18 protein-coding genes and 4 tRNA genes are annotated in these 15738 nt (G+C 43.5%); 6 read left to right on the top strand and 16 right to left on the bottom strand.

What is annotated here, in order from left to right:
* Positions 1-11: 11 nt before the first annotated feature.
* The 3 genes from ACH6CZ_RS00110 to ytkD are packed head-to-tail and all read right to left on the bottom strand — an operon-like array spanning position 12 to position 1526.
* Positions 12-254: a DUF2584 family protein gene (locus ACH6CZ_RS00110; protein ID WP_374095362.1), complete on the bottom strand. Its 243-nt coding sequence runs from the start codon at positions 252-254 to the stop codon at positions 12-14.
* Positions 255-259: 5 nt separating this feature from the next.
* Positions 260-1063: an alpha/beta hydrolase family protein gene (locus ACH6CZ_RS00105; RefSeq protein WP_374095361.1), complete on the bottom strand. Its 804-nt coding sequence runs from the start codon at positions 1061-1063 to the stop codon at positions 260-262.
* A complete protein-coding gene (gene ytkD / locus ACH6CZ_RS00100; protein WP_374095359.1) occupies positions 1041-1526 on the bottom strand; it encodes an RNA deprotection pyrophosphohydrolase in 486 nt (161 codons plus the stop codon). Before ytkD ends, ACH6CZ_RS00105 begins: the two co-directional genes overlap by 23 nt.
* 88 nt (positions 1527-1614) lie before the next feature.
* On the opposite strand from ytkD, the gene ACH6CZ_RS00095 reads away from it, so the two are divergent.
* Complete coding sequence (locus tag ACH6CZ_RS00095) at positions 1615-2460, top strand: DUF6612 family protein (RefSeq protein ID WP_374095358.1); 846 nt, start codon at positions 1615-1617, stop codon at positions 2458-2460.
* A 239-nt stretch (positions 2461-2699) separates the two neighbouring features.
* Here ACH6CZ_RS00095 and ACH6CZ_RS00090 read toward each other — a convergent pair whose 3' ends face one another.
* Positions 2700-3047: a hydrolase gene (locus ACH6CZ_RS00090; protein ID WP_374095356.1), complete on the bottom strand. Its 348-nt coding sequence runs from the start codon at positions 3045-3047 to the stop codon at positions 2700-2702.
* 132 nt (positions 3048-3179) lie between these two features.
* Between ACH6CZ_RS00090 and ACH6CZ_RS00085 the strand changes: the two genes are divergently transcribed.
* Positions 3180-3413, top strand: a complete 234-nt coding sequence (locus ACH6CZ_RS00085; protein WP_374095354.1) for a DUF6154 family protein — start codon at positions 3180-3182, stop codon at positions 3411-3413.
* A gap of 49 nt (positions 3414-3462) precedes the next feature.
* Here ACH6CZ_RS00085 and ACH6CZ_RS00080 read toward each other — a convergent pair whose 3' ends face one another.
* Positions 3463-3651 (bottom strand): putative motility protein, encoded by a 189-nt coding sequence (locus tag ACH6CZ_RS00080; protein WP_374095352.1) that lies wholly within the window; start codon positions 3649-3651, stop codon positions 3463-3465.
* A 72-nt stretch (positions 3652-3723) separates the two neighbouring features.
* Positions 3724-4170, bottom strand: coding sequence for a Dps family protein (locus ACH6CZ_RS00075; RefSeq protein ID WP_374095350.1), 447 nt, complete (start codon positions 4168-4170; stop codon positions 3724-3726).
* 138 nt (positions 4171-4308) lie between these two features.
* Here ACH6CZ_RS00075 and yidD point away from each other — a divergent pair, with 138 nt between their 5' ends.
* Positions 4309-4548 carry a membrane protein insertion efficiency factor YidD gene (gene yidD / locus ACH6CZ_RS00070; RefSeq protein WP_374095349.1) on the top strand — a complete coding sequence of 80 codons (240 nt, stop codon included), beginning with the start codon at positions 4309-4311 and terminating at the stop codon, positions 4546-4548.
* Positions 4549-4640: 92 nt separating this feature from the next.
* Positions 4641-5867 (top strand): metal ABC transporter solute-binding protein, Zn/Mn family, encoded by a 1227-nt coding sequence (locus ACH6CZ_RS00065; protein ID WP_374095347.1) that lies wholly within the window; start codon positions 4641-4643, stop codon positions 5865-5867.
* A gap of 35 nt (positions 5868-5902) precedes the next feature.
* Here ACH6CZ_RS00065 and menC read toward each other — a convergent pair whose 3' ends face one another.
* From menC to ACH6CZ_RS00035, 6 genes are all read right to left on the bottom strand, one after another.
* Positions 5903-7006, bottom strand: coding sequence for an o-succinylbenzoate synthase (menC, locus tag ACH6CZ_RS00060; RefSeq protein ID WP_374095345.1), 1104 nt, complete (start codon positions 7004-7006; stop codon positions 5903-5905).
* Entirely contained in the window at positions 6993-8426 is a 1434-nt protein-coding gene (locus ACH6CZ_RS00055) for an o-succinylbenzoate--CoA ligase (RefSeq protein WP_374095343.1), read from the bottom strand. The genes menC and ACH6CZ_RS00055 overlap by 14 nt, the downstream gene beginning before the upstream one ends.
* A gap of 70 nt (positions 8427-8496) precedes the next feature.
* Positions 8497-9315, bottom strand: coding sequence for a 1,4-dihydroxy-2-naphthoyl-CoA synthase (menB, locus tag ACH6CZ_RS00050; RefSeq protein WP_039810599.1), 819 nt, complete (start codon positions 9313-9315; stop codon positions 8497-8499).
* A gap of 16 nt (positions 9316-9331) precedes the next feature.
* Positions 9332-10138 carry a 2-succinyl-6-hydroxy-2,4-cyclohexadiene-1-carboxylate synthase gene (gene menH / locus ACH6CZ_RS00045; protein ID WP_374095341.1) on the bottom strand — a complete coding sequence of 269 codons (807 nt, stop codon included), beginning with the start codon at positions 10136-10138 and terminating at the stop codon, positions 9332-9334.
* Between the two features lie 3 nt (positions 10139-10141).
* Entirely contained in the window at positions 10142-11851 is a 1710-nt protein-coding gene (menD, locus tag ACH6CZ_RS00040; RefSeq protein ID WP_374095339.1) for a 2-succinyl-5-enolpyruvyl-6-hydroxy-3-cyclohexene-1-carboxylic-acid synthase, read from the bottom strand.
* Positions 11848-13242, bottom strand: a complete 1395-nt coding sequence (locus ACH6CZ_RS00035) for an isochorismate synthase (RefSeq protein ID WP_374095337.1) — start codon at positions 13240-13242, stop codon at positions 11848-11850. The genes menD and ACH6CZ_RS00035 overlap by 4 nt, the downstream gene beginning before the upstream one ends.
* 234 nt (positions 13243-13476) lie before the next feature.
* On the opposite strand from ACH6CZ_RS00035, the gene ACH6CZ_RS00030 reads away from it, so the two are divergent.
* Together ACH6CZ_RS00030 and ACH6CZ_RS00025 are read left to right on the top strand one after the other, a co-directional pair.
* Entirely contained in the window at positions 13477-14406 is a 930-nt protein-coding gene (locus ACH6CZ_RS00030; protein ID WP_374095335.1) for a 1,4-dihydroxy-2-naphthoate polyprenyltransferase, read from the top strand.
* A gap of 213 nt (positions 14407-14619) precedes the next feature.
* Entirely contained in the window at positions 14620-15219 is a 600-nt protein-coding gene (locus tag ACH6CZ_RS00025) for a TraR/DksA C4-type zinc finger protein (RefSeq protein WP_374095333.1), read from the top strand.
* A 101-nt stretch (positions 15220-15320) separates the two neighbouring features.
* Here the strand turns inward: ACH6CZ_RS00025 and ACH6CZ_RS00020 are convergent.
* The 4 genes from ACH6CZ_RS00020 to ACH6CZ_RS00005 all read right to left on the bottom strand — a co-directional run bounded on the left by ACH6CZ_RS00020 (position 15321) and on the right by ACH6CZ_RS00005 (position 15657).
* Positions 15321-15392, bottom strand: a tRNA-Glu gene (locus ACH6CZ_RS00020).
* A 6-nt stretch (positions 15393-15398) separates the two neighbouring features.
* Positions 15399-15489 (bottom strand) — tRNA-Ser (locus ACH6CZ_RS00015).
* A gap of 7 nt (positions 15490-15496) precedes the next feature.
* Positions 15497-15571, bottom strand: a tRNA-Asn gene (locus ACH6CZ_RS00010).
* Between the two features lie 9 nt (positions 15572-15580).
* Positions 15581-15657: transfer RNA gene (locus ACH6CZ_RS00005), tRNA-Ile, on the bottom strand.
* Between the last annotated feature and the right edge of the window lie 81 nt (positions 15658-15738).

Below are 15738 nucleotides of genomic sequence, written 5' to 3'. Positions count from 1 at the left end.
CGATACGCTTTTTAGTTTGTAGATTCCAATGATTTTATTTCAAAATATATGATTGTCTTCTGCCCGCTCCACTCAAGCTTATAGATCTCAGCGACTCCTCTGACCTCACCGGCAATTGAGTTCTTCACCTCAAGCGGTATATGCATTGGATACAATCTGTATTCATCTTTTACAAGCTTGAAAAAGTTATTTTCAATTCTTTCTTCTCTTCCTTTTGTCACAATCATTGTATTTAACTCAAGCGGCATACCCATTATACTCAGCTCCTCTGTTTTTTCATCCAGTCTGTCAGTTTTTTAACTGTTGCAATGTTTTCAAGCGGTGGAAATGCATGATGAAAGTCAGCATAATACCAGCTCTCGACTTTTTTATTATTTTCCTTCAGCTTATGTTCAAGTTGATAGGCGTGCTCCGGTGACACATTGTTATCGAGTTCACCGTGAATAATCAGCACCGGACAATTGATGCGTTCGATTTCATTCAGCGGTGTACGCCATTCATACGCTTCTGGTACCTTTGTTGGCGAACCGCCAATGACACGCTTCATCATTCTTCTCATATCTTTACGTTCCTGATAGGTCAGTACCATGTCTGAGACGCCATTCCAGGTTACAACGGAAGAAATCCCTTCATCTTCAATTGCCGCAATCAGGGCCATGACGCCGCCTCTTGAAAACCCGAAGACATGCAGGTGACCGGAAAATGCAGAGTGGTTTCTTAAAATCACATTGCCGTGTACTGCATCCATCCTGTCTTCACCGGCAAAATCCTCATTACCTTCTCCCCCTCTGTTTCCACGGTAATAAGGGGCAAAGACAATAAAACCCTGCGAAGCAAACTGGGCAATCCTTGACGGCCTGACCATCCCGATACCCTTTATACCACCTCTCAAATATAAAAAGCCATCATAAGTCCCTTCTTTTAAAGGCTCTGCAAGTAACCCCTTCACTTTTAACCCTTCTGACCAATAGAGCACTTCATGCATCAAAATTTTGGGGTTCGGTGATGGATAGGGATGCTTCCGAATGATCTCACCATTTTTACCCAAGCTTTTTCCCTCCATCCACTTTCTTCTGAATCGATTCAATTGATAACCTGACCGTGTCATCCTTCATAATAAAACTGAACTTTTCCCCGTACCGGTCTGATAAAATATCCCCTGTTACCATGACAGGACCGTCTGTTTCGTAATAATCATGCTTTGGCGTAAGAGAGGTAAGTTCTGTGTAGAATACTGACTTAATAATTTCAGGATCCACATCAACCTTATACTGTCCGATATAAATCAGCTCACCAGCCTCGCCGCCAAGCTCTTCCATGACCTCTCTTCCGGCAGCCTGCCTGACAGACTCGCCTGCTTCAACTTTTCCACCCGGGAATTCATACCCTCTTTTTTTATGCTTCGTCAGAACCCATTGCCCGTTATAGCGTGTTAAAATAAAGACATGGGCAGGCGTTTGTGAAAAAGGGTTCAGGTCGTAAGAATATGTAACTAAAAACCCGTGATGATCTTTAAATTGATACATAACCGAACACCTTCTTTCAAATTAATTGAAACTTTTTGACAACCCAACCGTACCTTTGGTAAGGACATACTAATTAGGAGATGATTGAATGAAGAAATCAATTCTATTTACGACGGCTGCTTTAACTTTAGCCTTAACAGCGTGTACTGAAACCGCAGAACCTGCTGAAGGCAGCAAAGACACATCATCTATGACACTTGAGGAAGTTTACAGTCAGGCGATTGAAAAAAATAATGAAATTAATAGTGTAAAATCATCAGCTGTATTGAACCAGAGCGTCACGATGGGTGAAGAAGGAACGATCAATACCGTATCTGAGATTGATATGTCGATTATGAATGATCCTTTGACAATTCACCAGGTGAATACGACTAAAATGACAGGTGAAGGTACAGATGGTGAAAGCTTCACTGCCGAATCTTATATAACTGATGAAGGTTTCTTCATGCAGGACCCGACGACAAATGAATGGGTGAAGCTGCCTGCTGAAATGTCAGAACAGCTGCTGCAGCTGAATGAATCCCAATCTAACCCTGCCACTGAACTCGAAACACTAGAAGCCTATATCGAAGACTTTAGATTCGAACAAAATGATGACAGTTTTATTTTAACGCTGAACGCTTCGGGTGAAAAGTTTAGTGATATGCTGATTGAGCAGACAGGTGAATTAATGCCTGACCTGGGACTTGGCGTTCCAGCAGAAACTTTATTTCAAGATACAACATTTGAAGATGTCTTATATGTCATCACGCTGGATAAAGAAACGTTCCTGATCGAATCACTGGATCTGGATATGACAATGAATATGAATTTTGCTGAACAGTCGATGGTGATGGAACAGAAGCTTAAGTCTGTCTATACTGATTATAACGCGGTTGATGACTTGACTGTGCCTCAGGAGATTATCGAATCTGCTGTGGAGATTGAGATGTAAAATTGATAAAAGATGCTGAGACATTTGTCTGAGCATCTTTTTTAACCGTTTCGCTGCGCTTCAGGGGGACGCTTTCCCGACGGTGGTTGCTGAGCCTCCTCACCTCCGGTTGCGGGGTCTCAGCTTCCCACTAATCGTTCGGGAGTCGCCCCCTTCCGCTCCGCTGCACTAAAATTACATTATATATAAAGTAGTAAAATATTCATTTTTATCATCTGATACTACATTATAAACGCACTCTAATTTTCTTTATCAATAAATGGATGCTCATCTGTTGGCGGTTTCAGTCCCATTGTCACGATATGATTACGTGTTTCTTCGTCTCCAATTTCCCCGATCAGTCTGTAAATTTTAATTAGCAGGTTGTCTGATTCCTGATTGGTACGATCCAGATGATATGGAACAGAAGGCATCTGTCCGGTTAGAAATCCTTCCATTTCACTCTCCTCGTTACGGTCAAACAGCATTCTCAGCTTTGTGATTTCATCATCTGTGGCATTCACTACAAATTCATACGGTGACTCTGTACCGCTTCTTAAGATTTCCCGGCGTGCGACTGAGACATAATAAGTATTTTTCTGCTCCATTTGATCACTCCTTTCCATTCAGTATGTCCACTAGCCGTTATCTTCATGATTAAAAAAAGGCTTGCTGGGTATAGTGAGAGTAAGACATACGGACTACGGATATCCTGGACATTTTGAAAGGAGGACGGAAACATGAAACTTGTGGACGAGATTTTTGAAATGTATAAAGGTAAAATCCGGGGCAGTCAGGAAGACCTTGATATGATTGCTTTTACTATACTTGAGCAGCTGGATCATACTGAACTTCTTGAAATGATAAAAGAGCTTTCAGAGGATGAGCTCGCTTATTTTATACGCCTGTACATAGTTGAATCACTCAAAGGACGGCTTGAACAACTTGAAGATACAAAAACTTTTTATCACTAAAACATAGTTAAAAAAGGACAATTTCCAAATCGGAAATTGTCCTTTTTTGTTACCCTTTCAGATCAATGGTGTGACCTTTATGAGGGTGCGGAGCAGGTGTGCCGCCCTGGTTATTCATTGTTTCAAGCATTGCCACAGCGCCTGCTGCCTGGGTTGTCATTGCGGTGTTCAGAATGCTCAGACTTGCCGTCTGCTGCATCTGTGCGGTTTGCTTTGTCATGATTGATGAAATTTCCATATCATCACTCCTTAAATCGATTTTACCATGGAGCATAGGAAAAAGCACCGTTTAAAAGCGGTGCCCTGACATTTATTTTCCAAGGAAAGAACGCAGCATCCAAGCGTGTTTTTCAAGACTCTGGTGAATTGACAGCAGCATGTCACTTGTCATTTCATCGTCATCTTTCTGCGCCAGATCCATTCCAGATTTTAAATCATCCATCAGTGTTTCAAAATCACTGTTCAGCGTTTCCACCATCTGATCAGCTGACTCGCCACCGTCTGCTTCCTGTACAAGTGAAATGTCCAGTGACTCTTTCAATGTGGCAACTGGCTTACCTTTCAGTGCCAAAAGTCGCTCTGCCAGTTCATCAATGTGAATAGCAGCTTCATTATAGAGTTCTTCAAACTTTTCGTGAAGCGTAAAGAATTGATGCCCTTTTACATACCAGTGGTAATTATGTAGCTTTGTGTAAAGCACCGTCCAGCTGGCGATTTGTTTGTTAACACCTTTGACTAATTCAGGATTTGCACTCATGTTGATCATCCTTTCAAATCAATATTGTCTCTCTTATTCTGTACCACTCACTAGTGATTTTAAACGTATGAGCAAGTTTCAATGAGTGAGAATGAACTCATGCTACACTAGAAGTAATGTGAAAATAGAGGTGAAGAGATGAAAAAAATCATGCTTACTATGATCCGCTTTTATCAAAAGGGTATCTCACCATTAACGCCTCCGAGCTGCCGCTTTTACCCTACCTGTTCTCAATATGGGCTGGAAGCCATACAGAAACACGGTGCATTCAAGGGTGGATTGATGACGCTGATCAGAATTTTAAAATGTCAGCCACTACATCCGGGCGGTGTTGACCATGTGCCGGACAAATGGCCGTCAGGAAGAAAAAATTCCTGACGGTTTTCTCTTGCATTCTTTTTCATTTCATAGTAAAGTAACGATTGTTGAATTATAAATCGGAACAATTACTATTTAGAACGAGGTGCACGATGAAGAAGAAATCATTATTACTGTTAGCTGCTGTTGCCCCATGGATTTTAGCAGGATGTAATACTGGATCAGATGAGGCTGAAAATAATGAAGATGCATTGGAAGTATACACAACCGTCTATCCACTCCAATATTTTGCGGAGGAAATTGGTGGAGAACATGTTTCAGTTGAGACGATCTATCCACCAGGATCAGATGAACATACATTTGAACCTTCACAGAGAGACATGATTGACCTTGCCGAGGGAGATGTATTCTTTTATATAGGTCTTGGACTTGAAGGCTTTGTGGAAAACGCAAAAGACGTGCTGCAAAGCGAAGATTTATTTATGGTTGCAGCTGCTGATGCAATTTCAGATGCTGAGCTGGAAGCCGGCGATCATGACCATGCACATGAAGAAGACGAACATACGCATGAAGAAGACGAACATGCGCATGAAGAAGACGAACATGCGCATGAAGAAGACGAACATGCGCATGAAGAAGATGAACACGCACATGAAGAAGACGAACATGCGCATGAAGAAGATGAACACGCACATAAAGAAGACGAACACGCGCATGAAGAGGACGAACACGCGCATGAAGAGGACGAACATGCTCATGAAGAGGACGAACATGCTCATGAAGAAGACGAACATGCGCATGAAGAAGACGAACATGCAGCTGAAGAAGGGCATGAAGGGCATAATCACGGAGACACTGACCCTCACGTATGGCTCGATCCAGTGCTGTCAAAATCTTTAGCTGAATCTGTTAAAGATACATTAATTGAAGAAATGCCTGACCAGGAAGCTTATTTCACTGAAAACTACGAAAGCCTGATTGAACGCCTTGATGAACTTGATCATCAATTTGAAGAGCTCTCAAATGATGCTGAAATCAACCAGTTTTTCGTTTCACATGCAGCATACAGCTACTGGGAAAACCGCTATGGTCTTGAACAGCAGGCCATTGCAGGTATTTCTACAACAGATGAGCCATCACAGCGTGAATTAACTGAACTGATTGAGTCAGCCACTTCACAAAATGTGGAGTATCTGCTGATTGAACAAAATGTATCATCAAATCTGACAGATGTAATTCAGGAAGAAATCGGAGCAAAAACGCTTCCACTGCACAATCTCTCAGTATTAACAGATGATGATATTCAAAATGAAGAAACCTACTTCACTCTGATGGAGAAAAATATTGAATCGCTCAGAACGGCGATGAAAGCAGAATAATGCATAAAAATAGACACCTGGTGTTTGCCGGGTGTCTATTTTTTATATTCAAACCGCTCAATTGTCACTTCATCAAGCCGCCTTCTATTCAGTTCAACACCAATTCCATTTCCGCTAAAAGGCTTCACCACGCCTTCATTTACTACCAGCTCAGGCGTTGTAATATCCTCTGCCCAATAACGGCTGGAAGCTGACAGGTCACCTGGTATTGTGAAGCCGGGAAGCAAGGAAAGTGATACATTGTGTGCTCTTGAAATACCAAACTCAAGCATTCCACCGCACCAGACCTGAATGTCATGTACCATGCACAGGTCGTGAATTTTTCTGGCAGCGGTGATTCCGCCTACCCGGCCGATTTTAAGATTAATGACCCGGCAGCTTTTAAATGAAACCGCATTGACAGCTGCACTATATGAATTAATGCTCTCATCCAGACAAATCGGCGTCTTCATTCTCCGCTGAATCGCTGCATGTTCAGCTAGGTCATCCGGTGCAAAAGGCTGTTCAATCATTTGCAGTCCGAGGTCATCAAGTGCTAAAAGATCTTCTGTATATCCACTATAGGCTGAATTTGCATCGGCAAGAATGTGAATATCCGGAAGCCTGCTGCGAAGCACTGTCAGTGGTTCTATATCATAGCCCGGACGAATTTTTACTTTGACACGCTGATACCCCTGTTTCTGCGCCTGTTCAGCCTGCTCAATCAAATCAGGGAGATCTTTTGAACCGATTGCAACCCCAGCCAGCGCATGCGTTCTGGTTCCCCCGATACAGGATGACAAAGGGACTCCCTGCTGCTTCGCAAATAGATCCCATACTGCCATATCCACTGACGCTTTTGCCATGGGGTTTCCCCTGACAGAGGATAATCTTCCCTCAAGATCTTCAGGATGGCTGATAGGCTCCTGAAACAGCAGTGGCAACAATTGATGCCGGATCACTGTCAGACTGGATTCCACCGTCTCTTCTGTATACCAGGGTGTTGAAAAAGCAACACCTTCTCCAAGGCCGCATTGACCTTCGTTGTCATATAACTCTATCACAATTCCTTCGCGGTCTGTTACGGTTCCAAGACTTGTATGAAAGGGTGTTTTTAACGTCATACTGACTCTGCTGATGACTGCATTAGAAAGATTCATCAATTACCTCCTCTTTCAGCTTTCTTCTGAGCAGCTTTCCTGCTGCATTTCTCGGCAATTCATCTTTGAAGCGAAAAGTCTTCGGTACCTTATAGCCAGCAAGCCGCTCTTTCAGAAAATCATGTAAGCTTTCTTCTTTTACCTGATCAATAAGCACAATAAATGCAACAGGGACTTCCCCCCACCGGTTATCTTTTTGTCCCACAACGCCGGCTTCTTTTACAGCGGGGTGCCCCGCCAGCACAGACTCAATCTCAGCAGGATACACATTTTCACCACCTGAAATAATCAGATCTGAGCGCCGGTCCGCGACAAACAGAAACCCTTCATCATCCAGATAACCCACGTCTCCGGTTTTCAGCCATCCTTCTGAAAAAGCCTTTTCAGTAGCTGATTCATTGTTCAGGTAGCCTTTTGTAACAGAGGGTCCTTTTACAAGGATTTCACCAATTTCACCCGTCTCACATCTGTCACCCTGCTCATCCACAATTTTAAGCTCTCCCGGGAAAAGGGGTTTTCCAGAGGCACCTTTTTTTCGGTCAGCATCGGCAGGAGCAAGCGTTGTAAACTGTGAAGATGTCTCTGTCATACCATAGGACTGATATACCGGAATCCGTTCATTATGACAACGCTCAACTATGTGTAAAGGTGCTGGCCCCCCACCTAAAATCATACATCTGAAAAATGGATGGTACGTCTCATTTTTAACATCCAACAGTCGCTGAAGCATTGTCGTCACAACAGAAATAATAGAGCCTTTTCCACTCACCAGGTCTTCATGAATCATATGTTCATCAAACTTCTCATACAATCTGACCCCAATCCCGTAAATGACACTTCTCATCAGAATGGAATAACCGCTGATATGAAACAATGGAACAGCGCACATCCAGATATCATCCGGCTGATGACCGATATTAAATGCCGCCCCTGCTGCGCTTGCAAAATGGTTATCATACGTCTGCATGACGCCTTTTGGATTCCCGGTCGTCCCGGATGTATACATAATGGAGCACACATCTTCATGTTCAAATGACTGTACCTGCTGACGCTCTCCGCTCTTTAACTCATTTACTGACACAGCTCTATCTGCTTTAACGGCAAACTGATCTTCATAAATGACGAGCTGCGCTTTGCTGTCACTAAGCTGATACGCCCATTCTTTTTGCGAAAGCCGGTGATTCAGCATTAAAACGGGTACACGTATTTTTTGTAATGCATGAATAAGAAATACAGCGTGAGGCTGATTGGAGATCAAAAGTGCTACAGGGTCCTGGTTTTTAATAAGAGGGGCAATCTTTTCAGCCAGTTCAGCTGCTTCACTTTCCATCTCACGAAAAGTCCATACGTTATCTTCACCGGCATAAAGACCGATCTGATCAGGTGATAATGCTGCTCTTTTTTTAAGCCAGTTGTCCATTACGCTTCCTCCTTTCTTTAAATAGAAAAAACGCCCTGCAGGCCGGAGCTCACAGGGCAGACAATTCGATTTAAGGGAAACGAGGGAACTGGCCGAAGTCAGGCTTACGCTTCTCTTTAAAGGCATCGCGGCCTTCTTTTGCTTCATCAGTTGTGTAATAAAGAAGTGTTGCGTCTCCTGCAAACTGCTGAAGACCTGCAAGACCGTCTGTATCTGCATTCATTGCCGCTTTTACAAAGCGCAATGCAGTCGGGCTCTTCTCAAGCATTTCCTCACACCATTTCACCGTCTCATCTTCAAGCTGATCAAGTGGTACAACTGTGTTGACTAAGCCCATATCAAGCGCTTCTTTTGCATCATACTGACGGCAAAGAAACCAGATCTCACGTGCTTTCTTGTGTCCGATAATACGTGCCAGGTAGCCTGAACCGTAACCTGCGTCGAATGAACCGACTTTAGGTCCAGTCTGACCAAAGATTGCGTTATCAGCAGCAATTGTCAGGTCACATACAACGTGCAGGACGTGTCCGCCCCCAATTGCATAACCTGATACCATCGCAATAACCGGCTTTGGAATCACACGAATCAGACGCTGAAGGTCAAGTACGTTCAGACGCGGAATCTCATCCTCACCTACGTAACCACCGTGTCCGCGGACGCTCTGGTCTCCACCAGAACAAAATGCTTTATCGCCGACACCGGCAAGCACAATGACGCCGACTTTAGAATCGTCGCGTGCATATGCAAAAGCATCGATCAGTTCCATCACTGTTTTCGGACGGAAGGCATTGCGTACTTCCGGACGGTTAATCGAGATTTTTGCAATCCCATTATACGTTTCATACAAAATATCTTCATAGTTTCGTTCCTGTACCCATTCACGAGTCATGAAAGAAACCTCCTTATTATGTAGTTGAGTTTTTATTTAAAAACTCCCTTACCATTGTATCAAATTTTTCCGGCTGTTCCACCTGTATTGCATGCCCAGCCTGCAAAATGTTCTGATGAACGGCATTTGGAAGTAATTTTTCCATTTCATTTGCGATATTGATAAACTTCTGATCCCACTCCCCTGTTAATAGCAGAACGGGCAGATGAAGCGTTGTCAGGCTGTCCCAATAGGAAGGCTGAATTCCTGTTCCCATCGATCGAAGGCTCAGTGCAAGTCCCTCTACTGAATTTTTCAGTCTGCCGGTGCGGATTTCATGACGCTTTTCAGCACTCAGATTCTTTTGCGATGCAAAAAGGGGCACCTGCTCCCATCTGTCAGTAAAGCGTTCAATGCCTTCATTTTCAACAAAAGCAGCAAGTTCACTGTCACTGTTCTGCCTTGCTAAACGCTCTTCTTCTGTTTTAAGTCCGGGAGATGCACTTTCCAGAATAAGAGAGCTGACCCGTTCAGGATACATACAGGTAAATGCGAGTGCTGTCCTGCCGCCCATTGAATAGCCGATAAAAGCTGCCTGTTGAACTTCAAGTTGATCAAGTATCCCTTTGATTGAATCACAGACCTGTTCCATCGTGAATTTTTCATCACTTGAAACTTTTGTCAGACCATGTCCAGGCAGATCGATCGCTATTGTTTGAAAATCGTCTTGAAAAGTCAGCATAAACCTTGACCAGCTTTTCGTGCTGCCGGTAAATCCGTGCAGCAGCACAACTGGTGTGCCGCTGCCTTTACGCTCAACGTGATACGATTCTGTGTTTATCATCGTTTACTCACCCCGGACTGCTTCAGCAATGGTTTTCCATAGCTGACGATGCGTTGCTGTATTCTCCTTACGGTCAGTGATGACTTCCATCATCTTGAGCTGTTTACTGCTGGATGCAAGAGACTGACTAAGCGCCTCTTTTGTTTCGCAAAGCTGATAATCAAGACCGTAAAGCGCAGCTGCATGTTTAAAATCAAGTGATGGCGGTGTACCAAAGAGTGTCTCAAAATGCTCAGGTTCTGCTGCCTGCGGAAGAAATGAAAAGATTCCTCCACCATTATTATTCATCACAACAATCTGTAATTGACTCGGATACTGCTTGGTCACGAGAAGTCCATTTAAATCATGGAACATGGACAGGTCACCAATTAATAGATAAACAGGCTCATGCTTCACTGCCGCAATTCCAAGCGCAGTAGATACGACTCCATCAATACCATTTGCGCCGCGATTTGCCCATACATGAAATGGCTTCATCCCACGAATCCAAAATGTATCTACATCGCGAATTGGCATACTGTTCCCAACAAGTAGATGCGCGCCTTCAGGTAGAGACTGTAATAATGTACCTACTGCTGCGCCTTCATCTGTTTCATTTTTTACGTACTGACGGATCTCATCTCCCGCTTTTTCATTCAGTGACATCCATTTATGAAGCCACGTGCGATCTGCTTGCTGTCCCGCACCTTCAGCCAGCTGTTCCGCAAATAACTGATCGTTCACTTCTATATAATGTGTTGCTGAAGAAGTCGGGTCACGCCAGTCAGCTCCTTCGTCAACCAGCCACTGACTGCACGCACTTCCTTTCACATATTGCGTCAGTGCCTTTGATACCGGCATCCCGCCAAAACGGATCATCAGGTCAGCCTGAAGCTCCTTTTTAACTTCATCGGCTTTCAGAAAAGCATCATAGCACTCAATAACAGATGGATGGTCCGCCATCATGGTGCGCAGTCCGCTTAATGGATCAGCTAATACTGGAAAGCCGGTAGCTTCAGCTAAGTTGATGATCGCTTCAGCAGCAGCCTGATCCTCTGAAGGACCTGCAATAATAAGGCCCTTTTCAGAGTCATTTAACTGCACTGTAAGATCTGATAAGTAACGCCTATTTAACCGTTTGTCAGCCAGGTACACAGCAGACATTGGCTGATTATCTGGTTTATATGTTAAATCAGGAGATAATGGCTCTCTGAAAGGAAAATTCAGATGTACCGGCCCTTTTGGTGCGGCAGCTGATTTTGCAGCAGCCTTAGCTGCAATTCTTCCGGTATATTGCAATATGTTTGGTTCAGACTCAGGAAGCGGCATATCAAAAAACCATTTGGCGTGTTTACCAAACAGATTGATCTGATCAATTGCCTGGGGCGCGCCATTTTCCCTCAGCTCATGAGGACGATCTGCTGTCAGCACAATCAGGGGCACTCTCGCATAACGTGCTTCTACAACAGCCGGATAGTAATTCGCAGCAGCCGTTCCCGATGTACAGACAATCACGACAGGCTCCTGGGAAGCTTTAGCCATACCCAGCGCATAAAAAGCGGCAGAGCGTTCATCCACATTTACATATGTAGCAATCTGCGGATGATTCTCCAATAAATAAGCAAGCGGCGTAGAGCGCGATCCAGGACTGATCACTGCTCTTTTGACGCCGCTTTGAAAAAGCTGTTCTATAAATAATGACACGTATTCCGTTAGATTTTCCTTATGACTCATGAAATCGTTCCTCCTACTGCTCTAACCATTGGACGCAGCTTAATCAGCGTTTCCTGATACTCACTTTCAGCATCAGAATCTTTCACCACACCGCAGCCCGCATACAGATAAGCGTATTCACCTGAAAGGAGCCCTGAACGAATCGCAACAGCAAACTCTCCGTCACCCTCTGCGTTCAGCCAGCCAACCGGTGCTGCATAAAAGCCCCGATCCATCTCTTCTTCTTCACGTATAATCTGCATCGCTTCCGTAGTTGGTGTTCCGCCAAGTGCCGGCGTAGGATGAAGTTCCTTGACGAACTCCAAAATGGATGCACGATCTGTAATCCCTTCAACCGGCGTATATAAATGCTGGATATCTCTCATCTTCATCAGCACCGGCTGTTCAGGTACAGACAGCTCGCTGCATAAATCCTCAAGGCTCTTAGAGATCATACGCACGACAATCTCATGCTCTCCTAAGTTTTTCTCATCATGCAGCAAATCATTCCCGAACTGCTGATCTTCTTCAACTGTCTTCCCACGGGCAATTGACCCTGCCAGACAGGTTGAGAGTACTTTATTCTGCTGCTTTTTAATTAACCTTTCCGGCGTTGCGCCGATAAAACAGCTATCACCTGACTCAAATGAGAATATGAAGCTCTCACTCTGATCATCTCTTAATTTCTCAAGAACTGAATCAGAACGTTTCTTATCATCAAATGCAACCTTCACTTTTCTTGCAAGCACAACCTTTTCAATCTCGCCCCGGTTAATCTGTTCAACAACCGATGTCAGTGAAGATTTCCATCCAGCAGGCTCAAATTCTTTTATGGAACAAACATTCACATCTTTAATACTGCTCACAGATTTAGTTAATAGAGCAGTCTTCTGCTTCTGCATCTGATTCCATACCTGTACTGCATTCTCCCCTTTTTTACATTCAACATTCACCGTTAAAAAGGTTTTGCCAAACTGGTCAACAGTCAGCATGAACGCCGGCAGCTGAAAGTATCCCTGTTCAAATGAAGACCACTCTGAACTTTTCTTTTTCTCAGGATCAAAAGAAAATCCGCCTAAAATAACCGGTCCGGTCCATGCATCACCTTTTTCAATAACTGCATTTTTCAGGTACGATTTCCACTGATTGCTTAATGAATCAAAGCGCTCAGAATCTTTCATATAAAATGTTTTAGCGGATCCGGCTCCTGCAAAAACAAGCTCCGACTTAGGGTCCTGCCAGAAAGAACGGCTGCCATTAAAGATAGAATAACCCGCTTCATAAAACTGAAGAGGGTCTATTGATTCGATTTCCATTGTTTTGCTATATAAGACAGGCATATTCGACTTTTTCGCCACTTCAAATGCCTGTTCAAAAGTTGTAAATCCTTGTGATTGATGTAGGATTCTCACTGTGCTTCCCTCCAAAAAAACGCACATTTGTCCATAGTTTGCTCTCTTAAAGATACACTTCTTTTGACAGCACTGTCAACGAATCGTCATTTCTGAATGCTTTTTTTGCAACTGTTTTCACCCCCATATTTAACAGTCTTTTCTAAACAATCTGTTTCTTTTTTATAGCCCCTAAAAACGATATAATAGAATAGGATAATTTGTCACAATTCGCTTATGCGAACTTTAATAGACATGTTAGGAGAGAATAATATGAGTGAAAGACCTGAACGCGATCAGGGGTGGCGAATCTGGTGGCAGCTGACGCGCCCGCATACGCTGACAGCAGCGTTTGTACCTGTCCTTCTTGGCACCGTACTCGCTTTGAATTATGCCGAAATGGATTGGCTGCTATTTATAGCGATGTTAACAGCCAGTATTCTCATTCAGGCAGCTGCAAACATGATTAATGAGTACTTTGATTATGTGCGCGGCCTTGATAATGAGAACTCTGTCGGAATCGGCGGTGCAATTGTACGTAATGGTGTAAAACCTAAAACAGTCATTAACCTCGCCTATGCTTTATTCGGGGTAGCGCTGCTGCTGGGTATTTACATCTGTCTCAACAGCTCATGGTGGATTGCCGTAATCGGATTAATCTGTATGGCTGCTGCCTACTTTTATACAGGTGGCCCTGTACCGATTGCCTATACACCATTTGGAGAACTCGCTGCCGGGTTCTTTATGGGATTTGTCATTATCCTTATCTCATTTTACATTCAGACCGGAATGATCAATACAATTGCGATGTTTGTCTCAATACCAGTATCCATCCTGGTTGGCGCAATCCTGCTCGCAAATAACATACGTGACCTGGATGGAGACAAGGAAAACGGAAGAAAAACCATTGCAATTCTGCTTGGTCGTAAATATGCGATCTATTTCCTTGCTTCAATGTTTGTTACTGCTTATGGTTTTGTCGTAATTCTCGTCATTACAGGCGCAGTTACACCATGGATGCTGATCAGTTTCCTAAGCGTTCCTAAGGCAGTAAAAGCAACAAAAGGATTTATCGGTAAAACAAAACCGATGCAAATGATGCCTGCAATGAAAGCAACCGCACAGACAAACACAATTTTCGGCTTCTTGTTATCAATTGGATTATTAATTGGATACTTTTTATAAGCTGAAGGATCGAAGCAAGATTAGTAAAAGCAATTTAGTTTTTTCTTATTAATAAAAATATAAGTGAAGCGCAGCGGAACGATTGTAGAGGTTGAGACATTTTATTGTCTTAACCTCTTTTTTAATTTCTATATCCAAAAGCTAAAAGGTTTTAATTCCTGTCAGAAGGATAAACTGTAATATGCAACAGATTAGAAGGAAGGATGAATAAATATGGTTACAAAAGAGCAGCAAAATACATTAAAAGATGAATTATATACACGAAAAAAGCAAATCATCGAACAACATGAAAAATCCGAAGACTATGAGAACACTGAGCTCTCAAATTACGATAACCACCCTGCTGATAATGCGAGTGATTTATTTGAACGTGAAAAAGACCTCGCACTTGAAGAACATACTCAAAAAGAGCTTGATGATATCAATGAAGCATTAAATGCAATGGAAGAAGGAACATATGGCGTATGTGCTGTCGGTGGGGAAGATATCCCGTTTGAACGCCTAGAGGCGATGCCAACAGCTCTTACATGCGTTGAGCATGCCGAGGAATACAGCAGTATGAATCAGCGTCCAAGTGAAGAGTCTGTGATTAGCCCGTCATCAGATCACCCATACCGTGGTGAAGATGAAGAGGTCAGAGATTATGAAAACAGTTTTGATGAAGCTGCAAGATACGGCACATCCGAGACGCCTTCTGATATGGCAAATGGAGAAGAAAGTTATGATGATCTTTATGAAGAAGATTATGAGGATGAAGATGTAGCAAATGAAATGGACGGTAAGCACCGCAAGATCTTGCCTGACGATGAATAAGAAGTGATTCACTCACCTTCCACAATTATTGTGGAAGGTTTTTTTAGACATGAAAAAAGCAGTATTCAAATCTATTTGATTTGAATACTGCTTTTTTGAGATGACCCGTACGGGATTCGAACCCGTGTTACCGCCGTGAAAGGGCGGTGTCTTAACCACTTGACCAACGGGCCTAAAACTGGCGGAGAAGGAGGGATTTGAACCCTCGCGCCGCTTACACGACCTACACCCTTAGCAGGGGCGCCTCTTCAGCCACTTGAGTACTTCCCCGTAAAAATGGCTCCACAGGTAGGACTCGAACCTACGACCGATCGGTTAACAGCCGATAGCTCTACCACTGAGCTACTGTGGAACAAATAGATGGTGGGCCTAAGTGGACTCGAACCACCGACCTCACGCTTATCAGGCGTGCGCTCTAACCAGCTGAGCTATAGGCCCAAATATAATGGAGCGGGTGATGAGAATCGAACTCACGACATCAGCTTGGAAGGCTGAGGTTTTACCACTAAACTACACCCG

It is taken from the genome of Jeotgalibacillus sp. JSM ZJ347, from assembly GCF_044383825.1.
Lineage (GTDB): Bacteria > Bacillota > Bacilli > Bacillales > Jeotgalibacillaceae > Jeotgalibacillus.
This window is presented reverse-complemented; position numbering and strand designations above follow the sequence as displayed.